This is a genomic window from Hallerella succinigenes, from assembly GCF_002797675.1.
Lineage (GTDB): Bacteria > Fibrobacterota > Fibrobacteria > Fibrobacterales > Fibrobacteraceae > Hallerella > Hallerella succinigenes.
Genome location: NZ_PGEX01000001.1, coordinates 1,900,682 through 1,921,312, shown reverse-complemented (window position 1 = coordinate 1,921,312; position 20,631 = coordinate 1,900,682). Strand labels below are relative to the sequence as shown.

The following is a 20,631-nucleotide window of genomic DNA, read 5'->3' as shown; positions in this document are numbered from 1 at the left end:
ACATGAAAAAAAAGGATAAAAAAATAATGTCAGATAAAATGTATCAGTGTTATTTTTGTGGTCGGTGGATAAAACCATCTTTTTTTGATATTGGAAATACCGGCTTATACAAACTACGCCCAACATGTCCGGCCTGCCGTAGAAAAAGAAGTGCAGAAAGCAAAAGACAATTTAACGAAGGCGTACAAGACATAAAGGACGCCTTCGGAGAATTTAACGAAAGCGTCAATAGTTCCGATGATTCTAAAAGCTCTTCAAAACGAAGTTGTGGCTGTGGTTGTCTCCTGATCGTGATTATCCTCGCAGTGCTAGCAGCTATAGGGGCACTTAGTGAAAAAAAGGAAGGCTCCGAGGCAAAAACATCCCAAATTTTTTCTATTCCTGCCAAGGTTACAAGCATAAACATCAACACGGATTCGTCGAATTTTTGATATAGAAGGGATCACGAGCAAAGAAGTGCGAGCGTAGGGAAGGCTTTTCCCTCTCTATATACAAGAACGCGAAGGCAGAACTCTGCGGTCGCCACCTATACGCTGTGAGCCACAAAGCCCCATGCGTTAAGCGGGGCGGAGGCGAGAGTGAGGCATAAGCCGAACGGTCGCTTACCCGCGTCACGATGCCGCGTCGCTACGGCGGTCTCAACTTCCCGGTGACCGTTTACACGGCCATCAACGAAATGATCGCAAAAAGGTAGTCTTTGTACTACCTTTTTGCACAATTATGTTCAGAAGCAAACAAAAAATATAAATTTTTGTTAACAAAACTAAAATGTTTACTATATTTTACATTGGAATTTGGGACTAACTTTTTACCCATACATTTTAACTCTGAAAAAACCCTCTTCCGTAAATAACGTTAATCAAAAGTAAATAATAAAAGGAGGGCTTTATGCCTATATATAATAAAGAAAATAGAAGTAAAATCGAAAACATCCTATTGGGCAGACACGACGCTCAGATTTCACAGGATAAGACAAAGACTCCCGTTCCAAGAATATCAGACATTTTTGGAACACCGAAATCCAATACCTATAATGAAATTTTGGCTTCTATATGTGATGATGTGCGTGAAAAAACGGGTTACGATAGCGATGCTGATTGCTCTGACTTTATGACACCTTACGAAATAAATACTGAGCCGTACAATTATGACACATCAGATTCGAATTACACGCCCCAATATCTTGATTTGCCAGATTGTCCTCAAACGCCCGAAGATGTTGAAACTCAAATTCAAGATGTTTTATTGCTCCGGCGGATATATTTTTTACATAGTCATGCTGCATAAGAGACATGCTTGTCGCCAAAATACTTGATTACTCGTTCAGGGCTGTTGCTCACCATTTTCATGTGGGATTCCGCATGGGAGCGTAGCTTTTCGCGAGTCCGAGCCGGTGCGTTGGAAGATATTTCGTGTTTCAGGTCGGCATTAAGACGTTCGTCAGGATTCAGCTCGGGACTGTAGCTGGGCAGGTAGAATACGCTTATCTTGTCCGTGTTCGCTTCAAGCCATTCCTTTACCGGCTTGCTGTGGTGAACCCTCAGGTTGTCCATCACGAGAAACACTTTCTTCCCTTTCCCGTCTGCATACACATCCTTCACCAGAGCCGTCATGAAGTCGATGAGCTTCGTCGCGTCGAACGCCCCGTCAATCATCATCCAGTGGCACTTCCCGCGATTGTTCACCGCCGATATCATGGAAAAGCGCTCCCTGCATCCGGGAGCCTTCACGACCGGGGTCTGCCCGCAGGGGGCGTAGCTGCGGCCACGGACATCCGTGTTCACGATGGCGGTCTCGTCCGCCCAGTGGATTTCCGCATTCTCGCATACCGCATCGGCCTTTATTTTCGGGTATTCCTCTTCGAGCCACTTCTTCACCGCTTCGGGGTTTTGCTCGTACGCGCGGACAATCGGTTTTTGCGGGGTGAAGTTCCATCTTTTGAGGTAGTCGCCGACCGTTCTCTTGGCCAGCTTCACTCCAAATTTGCTGCGGACAAGCTCCGCAACCGCTTCGCGGGTCCAGAGGGCGAACTTGAACTTGAGCTGTTCGGGACGCTTGTCCCGGATTAGTTTCTGTATCTCGGATTCTTGATTGGCGGAAAGGAGCCTTTTTTCCCTTTCCTTGCGGCCCCTTGTCTTCGGCTTGAGCGCATTCATCCCGCCTTTCTCGTAAAGCGATAGAACTGCATCCACCATGGGGCGGCTCACGCCGCAGGTCTCTGCGATCTTGCTTTTCTTGAATCCCGCCTTCTTCATTTTTACGATTGTCTTCCGTTTTTCGAGAAGGCTCTGGACATTCTTTCTTGCATCATCTTTTTCCATGATGCAAATATAGTAAACTTTGCTTGTTTTGTAAAGTATTTATCTGCCTAATCTATAACTCCTTACGGAATTAAGTATGTTAGACCTCGAGTAACATATGAATCAACTATCACACCAGAAAAATTCAATGAAGGTGAGGCGTTCAACTGGACGAAGCTTGAACCTAACAACTATATTATTGATGAAATGGTTGATTATATCGTCGACAACTTTACATACGAAAAAGATATCCCGTTGACTACATACCCCAATACTAAGTTTACCATGTCTTTTGATGGTAGCAGAATACCTAACTTGGGTATAAGCACTCACGAATACAAGCATGTAATCGAACTACCCGTTATTCAAAATTTAGTGTATATTTACGCATTAAATAAGTTCCGCAAAAAGAAGTGGGAAAATCGAGTGCTGGATAATAAGATGCGTAATAAAGCAGAACTTAAAAAAAGTATCGTAAAATGGCTTGATAAAGGTAAAGATCAATTGTTGCCATTGCGCGACAAGTTGGAAAAACGACGAAACCAAATGGATTTTATGGAAAACGAACAAACTCTTGGACAGCATTGTTTTAACAACATTCCTTTGATTAAACAACTTTATGACGAGTACTTGCCATGGATTCTAAATCAGTAAAACGGATTATAACTGCTTTATTGTTTATTACAGGGATTTCCTTTGCCGTAACGGCAAAGGATTTTCTTTGCATTTCCAAACCTGAAATTCATAAGTCCGAGAATGGTAGCGTCTCCAAATGTTGGACCTTTGTCGCCGACAAAAGGGATGGACAAAAATATCTTGCTATAAAGAGGTGTAATAGTACGGAAAGTTTTTGCCACCTAGAATATATCGAAAACTCAAGATTCAAATCGTCAAACGCCGTTTGTCCCGACTCACTAAACATGTATTACGGATGCGTGTATCCAACCAATGAAGAGGCAGCAAAATATGCATGTCCAGATTTTGGTGTTCCTTCTGAATGTCATGGTCTCTCTTCCGAATTTTTTGGTCAAGTAATGACATATGATAGTTATGTAAAATTTCGCAAGGACATTTCTGACGGCAAAAAGGTCAATCTAAATGCCTTGATTGATTTCACAAAGGTAATTATCGAGGAACGAACTGCATCTGAAATTATACACGCAGCAAATCCGTGTGGAAGTTATCAGTGGATAAAAACGAATGGTAAATGGGGCGTCGGCGGTCATGCCAAATTCAGCAACAACTATTGGTCATGCAGTTACAAGATTCCTAAGGAATAGGACTGGGTTGAATTATCGTCATGAAAAAGATATTCGTCATCTTATTCTTTGCATTATTTTTCTTAGGCTGTTCTGCCGAACAAGAGCCGGAATCTATGGATAACGCCTAGTCTCTTGACTTTTAAATGGATTTATGGGAACGAAAAGGTCCATGAAGGGATGTCTGTTGGCGAGGTTTTCAAAGAGCATGTGCCACGAATGAGAGTAGAATGAAACGGCTGTTTTTTACTGTTCTAATGACATTGTGGTTTGTCTTGGCGAATTCTGCGTCATCTTGGGCGACAGAACAGACGCTTAGCCTTTCCGTTTTTATTACAGATGAGTACATCGTTATCGGAGCGAACGGAAGTTTTTCTCCAAATTTTTATTACACAACGGAACAAGCTCCTGACGGGATACATTACAAATCGCTCAAAAAAGAAAATATTGATGTATTCGACGAGGTAGTCGAATATCTGAAGACAATCCGTCAAAGAATAACAAGACCTGATTCAAACGACATTACTTTAATCATAGAGCCCGGCGATGACGCATTGGCCTTTTCCCAAAAGATGCAATCATACGAGCCTTTAATCCTGAAATTGAAAAAAACAGGATTTACGAACATTTCAATTACTTCGCCAACGGGAAAACTTTTGCAAAGCAAGCAAAAAAATACCTTTTGAATTTAAAGCCCAGCGTTGCGGTTCTGCGACATTTTCTGTATACAAAAAAAATTGGTCGCCCCGGATGGGACGACCAATTTTAATTCTAACTAGAGATTGCTTCACCCCTTACGGGGCTCGCGATGATGAGCGACGATTCTCTCGCCACTCGCCTTTCGTCTAAACTAGTTACCGCGTTCAAAGCGAACGAAGTTCACAACCTTCAAGCTGGAAAGACCGAGCTGCTTTGCAACGACTTCCTGGAGGTAGTCCTTGACAGAGAGCTTCTTCGGGTTCTTTTCGGACATGAAGAATTCCTGATCTTCGAGAACGATTTCCTTGAGGACCTTGGCAACGCGACCGTCGATCTGGCGCTGAACGAATTCCGGCTTCGTCTGCTTACCGGAAGCTTCGATCTGAGCCTTTGCGATTTCCTTTTCCTTTTCGATGGTTTCAGCCGGAACAGCGGCATCGTTCAAAGCGACCGGTGCGAAAGCAGCGGCCTGCATAGCGATGTCCTTAGCAGCAGCCTTGAGGGCTGCTTCGTCTGCAGAACCTTCGTAAGAGAGTTCGGTAATCACGCCGATCTTACCGTTCATGTGGCTGTAAACGCCAAACACGGAGTTCGGAGCCTTCTTGAGTTCCTGGAATTTGCGGAAGTCGATGTTTTCCTGGATCTTGACGAGCACGTCCTGGAGCACATCGTTCACCTTCTTGCCGTCCACAACAGCATTCTTCAAGTCTTCCACAGAGGCAATAGCCTGAGTTTCGACAGCCTTGACAGCCATGTTCGCGAGAGCGACGAAGTCAGCGTTGTTGGAAACCGGTTCGGTTTCGCAAGAGAGTTCAAATGCAGCAGCTTTGTCCGCTGTTTCTACGAGGTAGATACGGCCTTCCTTCGCAGCCTTGTCAGCGCGCTTTGCAGCGACAGCAGCACCCTGCTTACGGAGAAGTTCAACAGCCTTGTCCTGATCGCCTTCAGCTTCGATCAAAACCTTCTTGCACTGCATCATGCCCACGCCGGTCTTCTGGCGGAGCTCGTTAACCATAGCGGCTGTAATTTGAATTGCCATTATTACTTTTCCTCAGATTTTGCAGACTTGTCTTCAGACTTACGCGGACGGCTAGAACGCTTGCGCGGAGCCGGAGCGTCGTCATACTTCTTAGCAGCAGATTCTGCATCAGCATTCTTAGCGACTTCAGAGCGAGCCGTTACGTTGTCTGCAATGTAGTCCACAATGAGCTTGATAGACTTCACAGCGTCGTCGTTAGCCGGAACCGGGTAGTCCACGAGAGTCGGATCGACGTTCGTGTCGCAGATACCGATGATAGGAATGTGGAGACGACGAGCTTCAGCCACAGCGATGTGTTCGTGGTGGAGGTCCGTGACGACAAGAAGACCCGGGAGGGTTGCCATTTCACGGATACCGCCAAAGACGCCGAGCATCTTTTCGCGGAGACGAGTCTTATCGAGAACTTCCTTCTTGGAAAGAACCTTGAAGAGACCTTCAGATTCCATCTGGTCGATCTTGTCGATCTGCTTGATGGACTTACGAACGGTCTGGAAGTTGGTGAGCATACCACCGAGCCAGCGGTTGGACACGAAGAAGTGGTTGGTCTTCTTAGCGGCGTCTTCAACGATAGCGCGTGCGGTCGGCTTGGTACCGACGAAGAGAACGCTCTTACCTTCGCTCGAAATACGAGCAGCGACCTTGCCAGCTTCTTCGAGGAGCTTGATCGTCTTGTCGAGGTTGATGACGTAGATGTCATTCTTCTTGGCAAGGATGTACGGCTTCATCTTCGGGTTCCAACGCTGAGCCTGGTGACCAAAATGAGCGCCTGCAGAGAGCAATTCTTCAACGGAAGGCAAATTAGCCATGATGATTTTTCCTTTTTTCGGTTATTCTTCCCGACTTGAATGAAACCGCAAAGCGGGACCTGATTTGGTTCAGAGTCCAGCCACCGAAGCGATTTTTACAAGCCGGTGCTTGATTATACTTAAGCGGAATTGCTTAAGCGAACGGAAATATAGAAAATGACGTTCAATCTGTTGAGTGCATAAAAAAGAAAGACCCCACATCCGGGAGCCTTTCTTTTGAATTTTGCAATGCGTGAAGCGGAGATTAGCGTTTGGAGAACTGGAAGTTCTTACGAGCCTTCTTGCGACCGAACTTCTTACGTTCCACAGCACGAGAATCACGAGTCATGAGACCCTGCTTCTTGAGAGCGGACTTGTCTTCTGCATTGTTCGCAACGAGAGCGCGAGCGATGCCAAGACGGACTGCACCCATCTGGCCAGCAATGCCGCCGCCGTGAGCGTTCACTTCGACATCCCACTGATCTGCGTTGTCGAGGACTGCGAACGGGAGGTTTGCAATCATGTTCTGAACGTCAGAGTGGAAGTATTCCTTAAAATCACGACCATTGATGATACGCTTGCCGGTACCCGGCTTCAAGATAACAGCAGCGATGGCGTTCTTGCGACGACCGGTGCCACGGTAGATCTTCTTAGATTTTGCGGTAGTAATAGCTTTATCCTCCGTCCTAGAAATCGATGCTTACGGTTTCGAGGTGTTGGGCTGCGTGCGGCTGTTCCGCGCCAGCGTAGATTTTGAGTTTCTTCAGCATCTTCTTGCCGAGAGCGGTATGCGGGAGCATGCCCCAGATAGCTTCGGAAAGCGGAGCAGTCGGGTGCTTAGCGATCAAATCAGAATAAGTGATCCAACGCTCGCCACCGATGTGACCCGTGTGATGGAAATACTGCTTCTGTTCAGCCTTCTTACCGGTGGTAAGGACCTTTTCTGCATTGATAATCACCACGTAGTCGCCAGTGTCGACGTTCGGGGAGTAGATAGCCTTGTGCTTGCCCATCAAAAGGCGAGCAGCAGCGGTAGCAACGCGGCCAAGGGGCTTGCCTTCAGCATCGATGAGCTTCCACTGACGAGTGACCGTCTTCGGGTTCACCATAATGGTTTTCATGTCATTCCTCTAAAGTTTCTGCGGACACAGAAACGTGTCGCAGTTCCGGCGTCAAAATTAGAAACCCACAAACAAAAATCAAGGGCAAAAAAGTCTTATTTTTACAATTTTTGCCTAAAATAAGGCGTTTTTAGCTCTATTAATTATATTAATCAATAGAATTATAATAATATTTTCGGATATTTTGATTTTTTTTGGCAACCGAAAGTCGCTTTTCTAAATTCACACCATGCCTGTGAATTTGACAGAAGGAAGTGTCTTTAAGAACATAGCCGTCTTTTCAACGCCCTATTTTGTCGCCTACTTTTTGCAGACCCTTTACGGCCTTGCGGACCTATTCGTCGTTGGACAGTTCGAAGGCGCGGAAGCGATTACCGCGGTTGCCGTGGGAAGCCAGGCGATGCACTTTCTGACGGTGATAATCGTCGGGCTTGCCATGGGCACGACCGTTTTGACAAGCCGTGCCGTGGGCGCTGGAAACCTGCGAAGCATTTCGAGGATTACCGGAAACACGATTGTTCTCTTTAGTCTTTTCGCCGTGATTTCAACAGCGGTCCTCTTGCTTTTATGCGGACCGATCGTAAGTTTGCTCAAGACGCCTGCAGAAGCCGTCGATGGCACCGTGCGCTATTTGCAGATCTGTTTTGCCGGGATTCCTTTTATTGTGGCGTACAACCTGATCGCGGCGATTTTTCGCGGCATGGGAGATTCCAAGCACCCGATGTACTTCATTGCGGTCGCCTGCGTGCTGAACATTATTTTGGATTACGTGTTCATGGGCGGTATGCGCCTCGGCGCCGCAGGGGCGGCTCTCGCCACAGTCCTTGCGCAGTCGATGAGCGTTCTAGTTTCCCTTTTCGCGGCAAAAAAACTGCATTTAGGAGTCAAGCTTTGCCGTCGGGATTTTAGGCCGCACAAGGCTTTGTTCAAAGGACTTTTGAACATCGGCGCACCGATTGCCGCCCAGGACGGATTCATTCAGGTTTCATTTCTGTTCATTACGATGATCGCAAACAGCCGCGGCGTTGAAATCGCGGCGGCCGTCGGGATTGTGGAAAAGATCATCACCTTCCTGTTCCTTGTTCCATCCACCATTCTTTCGACGATTTCCGCGATTGCGGCGCAGGACATGGGAGCCGAAAAGCCAGAGCAGGCGAAGAAAACGCTTTGGACAGGAACCGCGATTGCGGCAGGGATAGGACTCTTTTTTGCGGTGATATTCCAGCCGTTTTCCGAGCCGTTCCTTGCGCTGTTCTCAAGCGACGCTTCCGTGGTACGGTTTGGAACGGAATACCTGAGAACCTATGTGATCGACTGCCTGGTTGCAGGAATCCACTTTTGCTTTAGCGGATACTTTTGCGCCTGCGGACTTTCCATTCTTTCGTTTGTGCACAATGCTCTTTCGATTGTGCTCTTCCGCATTCCGGGAACCGGGCTTGCCGCCAAATACTTCCCCGATACGCTGACCCCGATGGGCCTTGCGGCTCCAGCGGGTTCGCTTTTCTCCGTTCTCTTTTGCTTTTTTGCCTACTGGATTCTGCAAAAAAGTCTTTTACTTCAAAAGGATTCTGCGCGAGCCTAGACCGTTTACCTGCACAAAGTAAACGCCGTCCTGCAAGTTGTCGAGGTTCACCGTCGTCTGCGTGGAACGGAGCGTTTCACGGTAGAGCTTTTGACCATTCAGGTTCGCAACCGTGAGAACCTTACCCGTCGGATTTGACTGGAGACTTACCGTGAGCAGGCGACCTTGCTGTTGGATGTTGAAGGTCGGTGCAGATTTCGTCTTGGGCAGCGCCGTATGGATAAGGTCTGACGAGACTTCATCGTAACGTGTCGCAAGGGCCATGAGGTACCACGTCGTATGCGGAAGCCATTGTTCGATCCAGCGCCAATTCTGCCAAGATTCCGAAAGATCAAAGCCGACGGAACCGACACCGTCCGAGTCCCAGGCGATTCCCGAACCATCCGTATTTTTTCCAGTAATCCCGTTTGCGATGCCACCGTCGAGGGTTGCGTCATAGCTAGACTGTCCGTTATATACACTCGGATTTTTTAGACCCTTGCCTTCCATCATACAGACCGCATACGGATTCTTTCCCAAGATCCAGTCCAGCTGATCGGTCGCATATTTATCCGATTCGAAATTGACATCGTTCAAAACTTTTGCCGCGTAAGCGACCGCAGCGGAAAGGCTTGCGATACGCGCATCTTCACCCTGCCACCAGTATCCGCTTTCGTTGTCATGCGGAATAAAGAATCCGTCCTTAATCGTGCCACCGGTCTTGTAAGTTTGACGCGCATAGCCAAAGGGGTTGTCTACCTGGTTCGTCACCTTCAGCAGCCAATCATAATGCTTTTTTATCGCATCCAGAGCCGTTTTCAAATTCAAATTTTTTTCTGAAGAAGCTTCCACTTCGGCATAGCGAATCAACGCAATTAAAGGTAGTCCAGCATCGCTTGCGTGCCAGAACGGACGGGTCTTCGCGTCGTCACTCCAAAAATAACCGTTGTCGCTCAAACGGTCCATCAAATGCTTTGCACGTGCACGCGCCGCAGTCAAATAAGAATCCTCGTTTGTCGCCGTAAAAAGTTCCGTTGCAGCCAGGAGTGCCGTATAGTCGTCGATGATATTTTCCGCCCCATCGTCACAATAGGCGCAGCTTCCATCCATCGTCTGCTTGGACTGCAAATGTTCAAACGCGCGAACAGCCCCTGCCAAATACTGCGCACGGGTAGAATCGCCATCCTTCGCAAGCGTCGAAGCCTTGGCAAGAGCCGCAATCGCCATGCCTCCGCCTTCGCGAAATGCTGTCTGGTAGTCGGCGCTCTTGATGCCGTTCGAACCGCTGAACGCACAGATTTCACGCGTTGCCGAAGGACTTCCCCACCCATCAAAAACGGTCATGTAAAAATACCCTTCAGGACTTAGCATGCGAAGTAAGAAGTCCGCACCGTAAACGGCTTCTGTCTCCGGGTCCGTCTTTGCCACAGAAGACACCGCCGAAAGGAAAGTCGGAATGTGTTTCGCCGTAAACGCAAGAGCCCAAACCGAAAGCGGAATCTGCTGCGGATTCAAATAGTTCGCATAGGAAAGGTGCGAAAGATATTTGCTCACGTCACCGCTCGCATCATACCAACCGCCCTGTACATTGCGCTTTTCAGAGGAACCATAAATGCCGATAGAAGCATCCAAATTGAAAATATACGGCGTATCGGCACGGTCTTCATAAAAATAGTCGAGGACCGTGGAAAGCGTATTTGTTGCAAGTGCATATTCGGAAACTGTAAAAGCTCCCGAAACGGAACCGTCTGCAAGCTGAATCATATAGGTTCCCGCTTCGAGCGAGGGTCCGAGATCGATCGTGTAAAAGCTTCCACTCGAAAGCCAGCTATCGGGATTTGCGCCTACCGAAAGCGTTCCTGTCGAAACCGCAATACCGTCTTTCAAAAGCGAAAAAGCGGTCCCCGAAAGATCGGTCGTATTTTTGACAATGACCGTCACCGGTTTGCCCACATCGTAACCGACCTGATTGTAGTAAAAAGTCGCTGCAGCATTTGCAGCTGTCACAAGCCCAAAAGAGGCTAAAGAAAAAGATGTAAAGATCCGTCTTTTCATTTTCATACCCTTAATTTATACACAACTTCCATTTCGGCCAAACAATTTTGATGAATTCCACCCCCCAAAAGACTCATTCTTCTTTTTTAGACGTAAAAAAAGTTCTTTTCGCTTAAATGAGTTTCCCCGTCAAAGCGATAGGCAGCCAAAACGCCCGTTCCTTTATACGATGCGATGCTGTAATCCAGACAGCAGACATTGGAGCGGAAAAGTGTCGGCTTGCCTTCGAGCCAGTAATGTCCGAAAAAGTCCGGGCGTTCCGTTTCGCGGTAAAAGTCGCGAGCCTGGACTTCGGCGGAAAGCGGTTGCGGCGGAATCTTTACGCCCGGCTGGAACGAAAGATCTTGCAATGTTTTTCCCTTGGGATCCATCCACCATTTGATGCGGGCGCGGGTGCGAAGCACTTCTTCGCTGTCGCGGTAAGTCGCTCCGTTTTCTAGTTCCACTTCTGGACCTTGGACCGTGTCCATTACGGCACGGCGAATCTTTTTGTTGGCGAGGATGCGGAAAAGATTTTCCTGATTGCCGATGATTTCTAGGCCTTCCCTGCGCAATGTCTGAATGTTTTCCATGTCAAAGCAGGCATGCTGAGCGCGGAAGTTTTCCGTTTCGATAAAAAGCGGAAGCGAGAGGAACCAGTCGAGATGATCAAAAAATTCCGGCTGATAATGCTGGAAGGAAGCCATCGTTTTCGAATGGATCAAGATCTTGTTAATCGTGTGTTCGCGGAGGTAGCCGCCGTTTGGATCTTTTTGCCAAAAGTAGAGTGCGTTCAGTTCGTGGTTGCCGAGAATCGCTTGCGCAGTCCCCGCTTCGACCATTTTGCGGACAATGCGAACAGCCCCACGGGCGTCCGGGCCGCGGTCGATGTAATCCCCGAGGAAGATGGCCGTATTCGTCGGATGGCAGTAAGTTCCGTTCACCACGGAATAGCCGAGCTTTTTCAGCAGAGCTTCTAACCGTTCCCGATGGCCGTGGATGTCGCCGATGAAATCGATCAAAGAGTTCCCGCCTTGAAACGCTGAATCATTTCTCCAGAAATGCTCAAGCGGCCCGTATATTCGCCGATGTCTTCACGGTTCACCCACTTCGCATATTCCAGTTCCGATTCCTGCACAGTAATTTCAGGAGAACCGTCGAGTTCCGCCGAAAATCCTGCGATGAGAGAATTGGAGAACGGCCAAGGTTCACTGCCGATGTAGCGAATGTTCTTGACCGCCACGCCGGTTTCTTCCTTGACTTCACGACGCACAGCCTGTTCTAAAGATTCTCCCATGTCCACAAAGCCCGAAATCAAGTACGGTTTGCGGTCCGGATTGTTCAAGTTGTGCGCCATCAAAAGTTTATTTTCCCATGTGACCGAAACGATCACGACAGGGCATATTTTTCCGTAAACGGTATTGCCGCAATTCTTGCAGACAAAGGCGCGCTCATCAGCCTTGCGCTGCATCGGCGTTCCGCAGTGACCGCAAAAACGGTTGGACTGTTCCCAACGCGAAATGTGCGAACCGACCGCACCGCCAAAGGCGATCGGCATGTTCGGCATCGTGCGGAAAAAACGGTCTTTCACCAGTTCAAAGTCCGAGGCATTCGGGGCAAAGTTTTGATCGCAAGAGAAAAACGCTTCATCGTCAACCGAAAACAGATAGTGCAAATTTTCAGAAGCCTTCGGGTTGACCGTCTGCACATCCAAAACCGTCGGCAGTTCAAACGAATCCGCATTCTTTTTCAAAAGGACCAGATTCCTTTCCGTATAAATCACATAATCCGAAGTTTTCGGCAACTGCACACGGAATTCGTTGTGCATCACACGCGGTGCGATTTCGTACATCATACGCGACGACCTTCCCTTTTATGTTCTCTGACAAATGCCAAGGCTCGGCTCTTACGGCGAGCGTGTTCCTGCAAGTCCACGGCAACGTCAAATTCATCGACGATTTCACGACCGAGGATTTCTTCCAAAACATCTTCGAGCGAAGCGAGGCCCGCAATCGAGCCGTACTCATCCACAACCGCGACAATGTGACCGCGCTGCTTTAAGAAGCGGATTAAAAGTTTATCCAAAGTCAAACTGTCGGGAATAAACTGGATCGGACGCATCAAGTTTTTAATCGGAACGTTGCGTTTGCCTTCAGCGACCAAATTGTAAACATCTCGCCGCATAATCAGGCCGAGCCATTTTTCTTTATCTTCCGGATCGTAAACCGGAATACGGGAAAAAGGCCAGTTCGGCATCTTATCGAGTTCTTCACCGATCGTGCTGTTCTGTGGCAGTGCAAACACTACCTGACGCGGAGTCATCACCTTGCGCACCGGAACCGACTTTGAAGCGAGAATGTTCTTTATCACAACCGCCTGCTGACCATCGATGATTTCATCGCGAAGGCCCAAATTCACCAAGCTGTTGATGTCTTCCACACTGACTTCGGGCTCTTCATTTTTGCCCTTGGTCCAGTGCTTAGTAATCGCCATGCAAAGTTTAATCAGCCCCGTGTACGTGAGGAAAATCGTGATGTAATACATCGGCACAGCGCACATCGGCCCGACCTTTCGAGCCTGCTTCACCCCAATCGTCTTCGGCGTAATTTCACCAAAAAGCAAAATGCAAACGGAGAGTATTATCGGGAAAACGAGTTGTCCAAAAGTTCCAAAATGCGCAATCGCAAGCGAAGTGGCCAGCGAAACGCCGAGCGTATTCGCCACCGTGTTGAAAATCAAAACCGAAGCGATATAACGATCGATATTCGTTTTGACATGTTCAATGTAACGCGCTGTAAAAGCGCCTTTCTTTTTAAGAACATCGATAGACGACGCAGGAAAACTGTAAAACGCCGCTTCCGTGAACGAGCAGAACGCGGAACAGCCCAAGCAGAATATAATGGCGATTAATGTAAACAACATGCTTAGAAAAATATGAATTTTTCAACAGCGCAAAAAACTTTTGTCGCCTGCGCATCGACATTTGAAAATACACTTTGGACATATTCCGGAATGGAAGCCTCTTTTTGTAACCGATCCGCTTGAATGTTCGGAAGCGTTAAATGCTTAGTCTTTAAGAAAAGCTTTCCCATGCAGAACGTGAGAGGTTCGATTCGAGAAGCTGCCACGCAGGGCGTTTTGGCAAGGAACGCTTCCATCATCGCAGAGCCCGGTCCACTGACGACGCACTTTGCCGACTGCAGAAGGGCGAACCTTTCTTCTGCAGATTGCGGGGAAATCTGCACGCGGAATTTCCCGCAGAATTTCCCTTCCAAGAATCGGAACAGTTCGGTTCGAGAAGCGACAAAGACGACATTTTGACCTTTGGAAGTTAATTTATCTGCTAACCGGCGATAAAGTTCCAAGTTACGCTTCGCCTGCGAAAGGCGGCTGCCCGGAAAAAGGAGTATCGGAGCCGTAGCGCGGTCTTTTGCGGTTAAAGAAAAATTTTTTTCTGCAAAAGAATTTCTTTTTTGCAAAAGTGGATGCGGAATTTTTTGAACGTGCAGGCCGAACTTTTGGTACGCTTCGATTTCGATATCGTACAGCGCCCGCAATTCCACGAGCCTTTTGGCTTCTGGAGAAAGGAAGGCTTGGACGCGTTTGGGTTTCCACGCCCAAATCTGCGGAGGCTCTACGTAGATGACGCGCTTTTCCATTTGAAGCGCAAGCTGCATGAGTTTTAAGTTAAAGCCTGGATAGTCCACGGCGACGAGCCCGTGGCAGTTTTCATTCTGCAAAGCCCGCCTTAATATTTTGAAGTTTTTCGCAAGCCGATGGGAATGCAAAAGGACATCCCCGAATCCATTCACCGGTAAATCGTCAAAAGGCACAAGCGGTAAAAGGCCTGCACCTTCCATCCGCCTTCCGCCCGCCCCGAGTGCGTCAAAGCCTTTTTCCAGGATTTCCTGGACTAAGGATTCGCCGAGGACATCTCCGGAATCTTCGCCTGCGCAAAAAAGCCAGTACGGGCGCATGAAAGTTTAAGCCTTGACCTTTGCCGAGACCCAAACGTTCGAAGGTCCAAATTCCGTTTGCAGCCATTCGAAGAAGTCCGGCGTATAAGCAATTTTTGCCACCTGAGCGCGGAGCGTGTGAATATGTCCCGAAACCGTTTCCACGTGGAAAACCATTTCTGCCGCATGTTCACCCGGAAGCGCCTGAGCCATATCCATACGTTCCAAAATCTGTGTCATCTTTTCATCGACGAGTTCCATCGAAGAAACGTTCACATGAATAAAGTTCACAAGACGCGTGCGCACTTCATCGATGGAGAAAGCTTTGTCCACAATGATCTGCAACGCAGAAGGATCCTGATTTTGCGGGCAAAGTTTACCCTTCACAATTACACGGTCATCTTCGCCAAAGTGATCGCGGCAACGTTCCCAAGAATCCGGCGGGAAGAAAATCGCGATTTCGCCTTGGAAGTCTTGCAAAGTTCCCGAGCCCATCGTCTTCGTCTCGTCCTTTTTACTTTGGAACGAGCGGAGCTTTGTAATGATACCGCCGACGCAGACGATCGATTTCGGATTCGCTTCCACGATTTCATTCAGTTCGCTTTCTGCAAGACTATTCGTGGTAAAGCCTCGAAGTTCCGGGCGGCATTCATCCAGAGGATGGGCGGAAAGGTAAAGTCCAAGGACATCGCGTTCCTTGTTCAAAAGCTCCATGAGGCCCCATGGCTGAGCGTCTTCGTAAGTTTCGTCCATGTGAGCTTCTTCGAGAGCAGCGCCGCCGAACATATCAAAGAGCGAGGTTTGGCCCGCATCCTGTTCCTTGCGGTGACGGTTCGCGACTTCAAGAGCTTTTTCGACGCTCGCAAGGAGCGTGGGGCGGTTCGGCACAGTCGGAGACATTTTGTCAAAGGCGCCTGCCATGATCAAACTTTCAAGAGTTTTACGGTTGAGAGGTGGGCGCTTTTCGGGCTGAGCTGCCTGGTAATCGGCGACGCGTTTGCAAAGGTCAAAGAGTGTCGTGTACGGACCGTGCGCTTCACGTTCGGCGACCACGTCTTCAATAACTGGGAGACCGACGTTACGAATACCGGCGAGACCGTAAACGACCTTGCCTTCGGCATTTGCCGAGAACACGCCGAGAGACGAGTTGATATCGGGCGGGAGCACTTCGATATTCATGCGACGACATTCCTGCACAATCGTCACAATATCTTCGGTCTTGCCCATTTTGGATGTCATGGACGCTGCCATGTATTCCGGGCCAAAGTGCGTTTTCAAGTAAGCGGTCTGGTAAGCCACATACGCATAAGCGGCAGCGTGACTCTTGTTGAATGCGTATCCGCAGAACGGAAGCACCGCATTCCAAACCTTCTGAATCATAGCCTTGTCATAGCCATTATCCAAGCACTTCTGGAAGAATTCCGGTTCGAGCTTCGCCATCTTTTCCGGCATCTTCTTCGCCATGATACGACGGATGTTATCTGCGCCGCCCAAGGAATATCCGCCAAGAATCTGGGCGAGCTGCATCACCTGTTCCTGATAAACAATCACGCCGTACGTTTCACCCAGAACCTGTTCCAAGTCCTTGTGGTAGCAGTCGATTTCTTCCTTGCCGAGCTTACGGGCAATAAAGTGCGGAATCTGATCAATCGGACCCGGACGGTACAGAGCGTTCATAGCGATCAAGTCGCTGATGCGGGACGGTTTGAGTTCACGCAGGTACTTTTGCATACCCGGAGATTCAAACTGGAACACCGCTGTCGTCATGCCCTTACTCAAAAGTTCAAAGGTTTCCTTATCGTCGGTCGGCACCTTGTCCATGTCGATGTCCACGCCACGCGTTTTTTTGGCGAGGTTTACCGTATCCTGAATGATGGATAAGTTGATAAGGCCCAAGAAGTCCATTTTCAACAGGCCGATCGTTTCGGAATAGTGCTTGTCGTACATCACGACCGGCGTATCCAGCGGAGCGGCACGGTAGAGAGGAGCGAGATTGTAAATCGGCGTCGGCGTAATCACCACACCGCAAGCGTGCACACCGGTCTGGCGCGGAAGATCCTCCAAGCGCTTTGCAATGTCCCAAAGTTCCTTATACGATTCTCGACTGTTGATGAAAGCCTGAAGCGGGGCCGGATCATAATCCGGAGCGACAGGGGCACCCTTTTTGGTTTTGCCCGTCCACGCGTCGTTCAAGCTAAAGTTCAAAACGCGTTGCGGGAAAAGCTTAATGATCGCATCGGCTTCACGGTGGTCAATGCTCAGCACACGGGCGACGTCTTTAATCACCGCCTTGGACTTGAGCATACCATAAGTAATAATCTGGCCCACGCAATCCGCGCCATATTTACGCGTCACGTAATCGATCACCCGGCCACGGTCACGGTCCGCAATATCCGTATCGATATCCGGCATGGACACACGTTCCGGGTTCAGGAATCGTTCGAAAAGAAGACCAAACTTGAGCGGATCGATGTTCGTAATACCGATGATGTACGTTACAATGGAACCTGCTGCAGAACCACGTCCCGGCCCTACCGGAATTCCGTGTTCACGGGACCAGTTGATGAAATCCCACACAATCAGCAGGTAACCTGCGACGTTCATGTTTCGAATACAGTTCAATTCCTTGTAAATACGATCGCTGACTTCCGAATCGTGACTCGGGTACTGCGTATTCTCATTAGGGAATCGCCAGTGCAAACGTTCGCGCGTCAAATGGATCAGGTAAGCATCCGCGTCGCCACCGTGGCGACTCGTTTTATTGTGCTCCATGATCTTTTCCACGGCATCCTTGTCTTCATCCGTGAGCGTTTCGATTGTTTTGTCTTTATTCTTTTTGCAGAATTCCTTCGCCGCTTTTTCAAAGGCTTCCGGGTAACCCTTGTTGTATTCGTCTTCCATGACCCGGTAGATTTCTTTGCATTCTTCGGATTCGAGGAATTCTTTCGGAATTTCGTAACGCGGCCAGAAGTCATCACCGATGCCCGTTTTGACTTCAAAGACGCAACGGTCCGCAATCTTGACCGTATTGTCAATCGCTTCCGGATGGTCGGGGAAAAGTTCTCGCATTTCCGCTTCGGCGCGGTAGTAGAACTGATTTGTCGGAAAACGCTTGTCGTTAAATTCTTTGAACTTTTCAACGAGCGAAATGCAACGGAGAGCCTTGTGAGCGTCGGCGTCTTCCCGCTTAATGTAGTGCACGTCGCCGACCGCGACGAGTTCGCGGTTCAATTCCTTCGCGAGTGCAACGGTAAACAGGTTGAGCGTTTTTTGAGCGGAAATTCCGTTATCGCAAATCGAAAGATACAGATGATCGTGGTCAAAAATTTTATCGAGGGTTTCGATGTAAGTTTTTGCCTGTGCATCACGGCCTGCGGTCACATTGATGCCGTAGCGGCTCGCATAATCGCCCGCAATCGCAATAATGCCTTCCTTGTGTTCCTCGACGATTTCGAGTGGAACGGAAGGAATCTGTTCCCAACGTTTAGATTCCTCGTAACGGTAGCTGACAATACGGAGAAGGTTATAATAGCCCTGTTCGTTTTCGACCAAAAGGGTCAAGCGTTCATAGCCGCCCGGTTCCTTAAAGTTTGCACCCGGAGTATCCACGTAGATGTGGCAGCCGAGAACCGTCTTGATCGGCGGAAGACCCTTTTCCTTACGCTTTTTATTGAGAGCTTTGCCACGTTCCTGAAATTCCAAAATTCCAAACATCGTCCCATGATCCGTCAGGGCGACTGCAGGAGCGTTATCGGCAGCAGCGGCGTCAAAAATATCGTCCAAACGTGCAGCCGCCTGCAAAATGGAAAATTCGGAATGTAATTGAAGATGGACAAAACTCATACTGGGGAATTTAAAAAATTCTGCTGGAAAGACAGCCAAAAAGACAAAGCGCGACCGCTGTCACGCTCTTTTCATTTTCTGCTCAGATTAGCGAAATTTCAGTCTTTCGCCATGCGAAGTTCTGTAATCGATTCGAGAGGAAGTTCAAGCGATTTTCCGCTCGGTTCGAGCGTGATTTTCGCCACAAACGGCACCTTCGAAAAATGCAAAGCTTCGACCTTAAAACGGATCTCCGGCGGAAGCTTCGGGAGCTTCATGTTCTTATCGAGCGGCTTCTGCGAAAGACGGGCTTCGATTGAGCCGTTCGTGGACCGGGCGTAGCGCAACACCTTGAAAAGATCCACCATGGCGAACTTTTGGAAATCGCCACCGTACTTGGTCGTGCCCAGCGCTGCCGAAACCGTAGAGCCGTCCGTTTCCGGTTTGAAAGCGGAATCCGGTGTTCCTTCCGGAGTCCAACGCAACCAGAAAGCCTTGTTCCAATCGGTATTGTGAAACTGTTCCACCGGCGCTTCATTCACTGGGTTAGCCGGTTCCAAACCGTAGTGCTTCAAAAGTTCACGGATCTTCGGTTCGCATTCCTGCTTGATCAAAAAACCGTAACCCGGAATCGCTTCGTTCACCATTTCCATGAACTGCGGGAATACGGTGAGAGCTTCACGCACTTCCCCATTGTCGATCTTTAACAACCGAACCGAGCTGAACGAAGAATCGTAATAGCAAGAAGACCATTCTCGCATCGCTTCTTGAACGTTAGGAGGAGCGCTGATCCAGCCTTCAAAGCTTTCCGTCGTTTCACGGCTAAATCCGGTTTTAAGACCATTCAAAAACGTGTCGCGGGAAATCGAAAAACGCAAGTAAGGTTCATCGTTCTGCACATCGGCAAGGCACGCCGACATAAAGAGAACGCGCGGAGCGCTCTTGACCGAAATGATCATTTCAAAGTTCGGAAGCGTTGAAATCTGCGCACCGAGCATTGGAGCCGCCGTTGCCGAAAGCCAATCCTTGGCCCAGTCGCTCAAGCGGATTGCAGTAATCGCACCTGCATTCGCCGAGAATTCCACCATGCCCATGAGCCAAAGTTCCGCAAGCGGCTTCGGCATCGAAGACCAGTAAATTTCATTCGTCGTAAGCGTCAAACGGAATGTCGGATCGAGAGTCCAAAGAATGCGCTGAGCATTCACCGCCGATGCGTTACGCTTGATCGAGAACAATACATGCTTAAAAAACTCGTCTTCGCCGTGAAAGCGCCGCTTGATCCACCATTCCAGAATTTCATTCTTCAGGCGGAAACCGTTGTGCTTCAAAAATTCGAACGCTTCATCGGTCACGAGAAGGTCCATACCGCGCTGTTCAATCCAATTATGGGACGAAAGAAATTCAAGAAGGAGCGTACATTCTTCACGCACGGCATCCGGAGAAAGCTGCCTTGAATACTTAAAGGATTCTTCGCAGATCTGCATCGAACGACGGTGCAAATTACCCGTGCCGTTCATCTTCATCTTTCCGAGACGCGCAAAAGAGAGCATTTGGCAAAGGTGCCAAACCAGCATATCTTCGTAGCTGAAGAAGCGGGCCTTTTCATCTACCGGATTTTCCGGAGAAAGAAGGATGCCCTTCAAAAAGTCGTCAAAACCAAAATAGACGTAAGTATTCTTTTCGGTGCGGGAACGCCAAATATAAAGGTTCTTGGCACAATCGAGAAGGAATGTCTCCAGTTCTTCACGCTTGTTAGCAGGTGCCACCAAGCGAAGTTCATTCATTTCCAAACCACGATTTTCACTATGGTAAATCAAGAACAAGCAAAGTTTTTTCCACGGTTCCAAAGACGTATAGAAGGTTTCGAACCGAGCGGTATCGGTAAAGAACGTGTTCGTTTCCGAAAGAATTTTAGCGTTGTTCAGCAAGCCTTTAGAACAGAACGCCTTCGCATGCAGCTCTTTCAGCTGAGATTTGGGCATTTCGTTTAAAAAATCTTTAACAGCGAGCATAAGTTCTCCAACAAGCAGAGGCCAAAGATAGAAAACTATACGG

18 protein-coding genes are annotated in these 20,631 nt (G+C 48.5%); 6 read left to right on the top strand and 12 right to left on the bottom strand.

The features are described from left to right. Positions 1-2 precede the first annotated feature (2 nt). Both BGX16_RS08750 and BGX16_RS08745 read left to right on the top strand, forming a co-directional pair. On the top strand, positions 3-431 hold the full coding sequence (locus BGX16_RS08750; RefSeq protein WP_157797948.1) for a hypothetical protein: 429 nt from the start codon (positions 3-5) through the stop codon (positions 429-431). A 457-nt stretch (positions 432-888) separates the two neighbouring features. Further along, complete coding sequence (locus BGX16_RS08745; RefSeq protein ID WP_100425696.1) at positions 889-1,287, top strand: hypothetical protein; 399 nt, start codon at positions 889-891, stop codon at positions 1,285-1,287. On the opposite strand, the gene BGX16_RS08740 is transcribed toward BGX16_RS08745, so the two are convergent. Then, positions 1,275-2,321, bottom strand: a complete 1,047-nt coding sequence (locus BGX16_RS08740; protein WP_073306514.1) for an IS630 family transposase — start codon at positions 2,319-2,321, stop codon at positions 1,275-1,277. The genes BGX16_RS08745 and BGX16_RS08740 overlap by 13 nt on opposite strands. A 264-nt stretch (positions 2,322-2,585) precedes the next feature. Here BGX16_RS08740 and BGX16_RS08735 point away from each other — a divergent pair, with 264 nt between their 5' ends. From BGX16_RS08735 to BGX16_RS08725, 3 genes are all read left to right on the top strand, one after another. Beyond that, on the top strand, positions 2,586-2,954 hold the full coding sequence (locus BGX16_RS08735; RefSeq protein WP_198514897.1) for a hypothetical protein: 369 nt from the start codon (positions 2,586-2,588) through the stop codon (positions 2,952-2,954). Beyond that, positions 2,936-3,580, top strand: a complete 645-nt coding sequence (locus tag BGX16_RS08730; RefSeq protein WP_100425694.1) for a hypothetical protein — start codon at positions 2,936-2,938, stop codon at positions 3,578-3,580. Before BGX16_RS08735 ends, BGX16_RS08730 begins: the two co-directional genes overlap by 19 nt. 209 nt (positions 3,581-3,789) lie before the next feature. After that, positions 3,790-4,245 (top strand): hypothetical protein, encoded by a 456-nt coding sequence (locus BGX16_RS08725; protein WP_100425693.1) that lies wholly within the window; start codon positions 3,790-3,792, stop codon positions 4,243-4,245. A 164-nt stretch (positions 4,246-4,409) separates the two neighbouring features. On the opposite strand, the gene tsf is transcribed toward BGX16_RS08725, so the two are convergent. The 4 genes from tsf to rplM form a co-directional block, all read right to left on the bottom strand. After that, entirely contained in the window at positions 4,410-5,297 is an 888-nt protein-coding gene (gene tsf, locus BGX16_RS08720) for a translation elongation factor Ts (protein WP_241899505.1), read from the bottom strand. Positions 5,298-5,299: 2 nt separating this feature from the next. After that, positions 5,300-6,103 (bottom strand): 30S ribosomal protein S2, encoded by an 804-nt coding sequence (gene rpsB, locus BGX16_RS08715; protein WP_100425692.1) that lies wholly within the window; start codon positions 6,101-6,103, stop codon positions 5,300-5,302. A gap of 244 nt (positions 6,104-6,347) precedes the next feature. Beyond that, positions 6,348-6,752 carry a 30S ribosomal protein S9 gene (gene rpsI, locus BGX16_RS08710; RefSeq protein WP_100425691.1) on the bottom strand — a complete coding sequence of 135 codons (405 nt, stop codon included), beginning with the start codon at positions 6,750-6,752 and terminating at the stop codon, positions 6,348-6,350. Between the two features lie 16 nt (positions 6,753-6,768). Next, positions 6,769-7,203 (bottom strand): 50S ribosomal protein L13, encoded by a 435-nt coding sequence (gene rplM / locus BGX16_RS08705; RefSeq protein WP_100425690.1) that lies wholly within the window; start codon positions 7,201-7,203, stop codon positions 6,769-6,771. Positions 7,204-7,432: 229 nt separating this feature from the next. On the opposite strand from rplM, the gene BGX16_RS08700 reads away from it, so the two are divergent. Beyond that, positions 7,433-8,785 carry an MATE family efflux transporter gene (locus tag BGX16_RS08700; protein ID WP_100425689.1) on the top strand — a complete coding sequence of 451 codons (1,353 nt, stop codon included), beginning with the start codon at positions 7,433-7,435 and terminating at the stop codon, positions 8,783-8,785. On the opposite strand, the gene BGX16_RS08695 is transcribed toward BGX16_RS08700, so the two are convergent. The 7 genes from BGX16_RS08695 to BGX16_RS08665 form a co-directional block, all read right to left on the bottom strand. After that, positions 8,756-10,819: a glycoside hydrolase family 9 protein gene (locus BGX16_RS08695; RefSeq protein WP_241899504.1), complete on the bottom strand. Its 2,064-nt coding sequence runs from the start codon at positions 10,817-10,819 to the stop codon at positions 8,756-8,758. The two genes, BGX16_RS08700 and BGX16_RS08695, sit on opposite strands and share 30 nt — an antisense overlap. A gap of 86 nt (positions 10,820-10,905) precedes the next feature. After that, positions 10,906-11,820 (bottom strand): metallophosphoesterase, encoded by a 915-nt coding sequence (locus BGX16_RS08690; protein ID WP_241899503.1) that lies wholly within the window; start codon positions 11,818-11,820, stop codon positions 10,906-10,908. After that, positions 11,817-12,653, bottom strand: coding sequence for an NAD(+) diphosphatase (gene nudC / locus BGX16_RS08685; protein ID WP_100425686.1), 837 nt, complete (start codon positions 12,651-12,653; stop codon positions 11,817-11,819). Before nudC ends, BGX16_RS08690 begins: the two co-directional genes overlap by 4 nt. After that, positions 12,650-13,720: a hemolysin family protein gene (locus tag BGX16_RS08680; protein WP_100425685.1), complete on the bottom strand. Its 1,071-nt coding sequence runs from the start codon at positions 13,718-13,720 to the stop codon at positions 12,650-12,652. The genes nudC and BGX16_RS08680 overlap by 4 nt, the downstream gene beginning before the upstream one ends. Positions 13,721-13,722: 2 nt before the next feature. Beyond that, the gene (locus tag BGX16_RS08675; protein WP_100425684.1) at positions 13,723-14,775 is read right to left on the bottom strand and encodes a glycosyltransferase family protein; all 1,053 of its coding nucleotides are present in this window, start codon (positions 14,773-14,775) and stop codon (positions 13,723-13,725) included. A 6-nt stretch (positions 14,776-14,781) separates the two neighbouring features. Beyond that, entirely contained in the window at positions 14,782-18,597 is a 3,816-nt protein-coding gene (gene dnaE, locus BGX16_RS08670) for a DNA polymerase III subunit alpha (protein ID WP_100426809.1), read from the bottom strand. 98 nt (positions 18,598-18,695) lie between these two features. Beyond that, positions 18,696-20,588 carry a hypothetical protein gene (locus BGX16_RS08665; RefSeq protein ID WP_100425683.1) on the bottom strand — a complete coding sequence of 631 codons (1,893 nt, stop codon included), beginning with the start codon at positions 20,586-20,588 and terminating at the stop codon, positions 18,696-18,698. Positions 20,589-20,631: the final 43 nt, after the last annotated feature.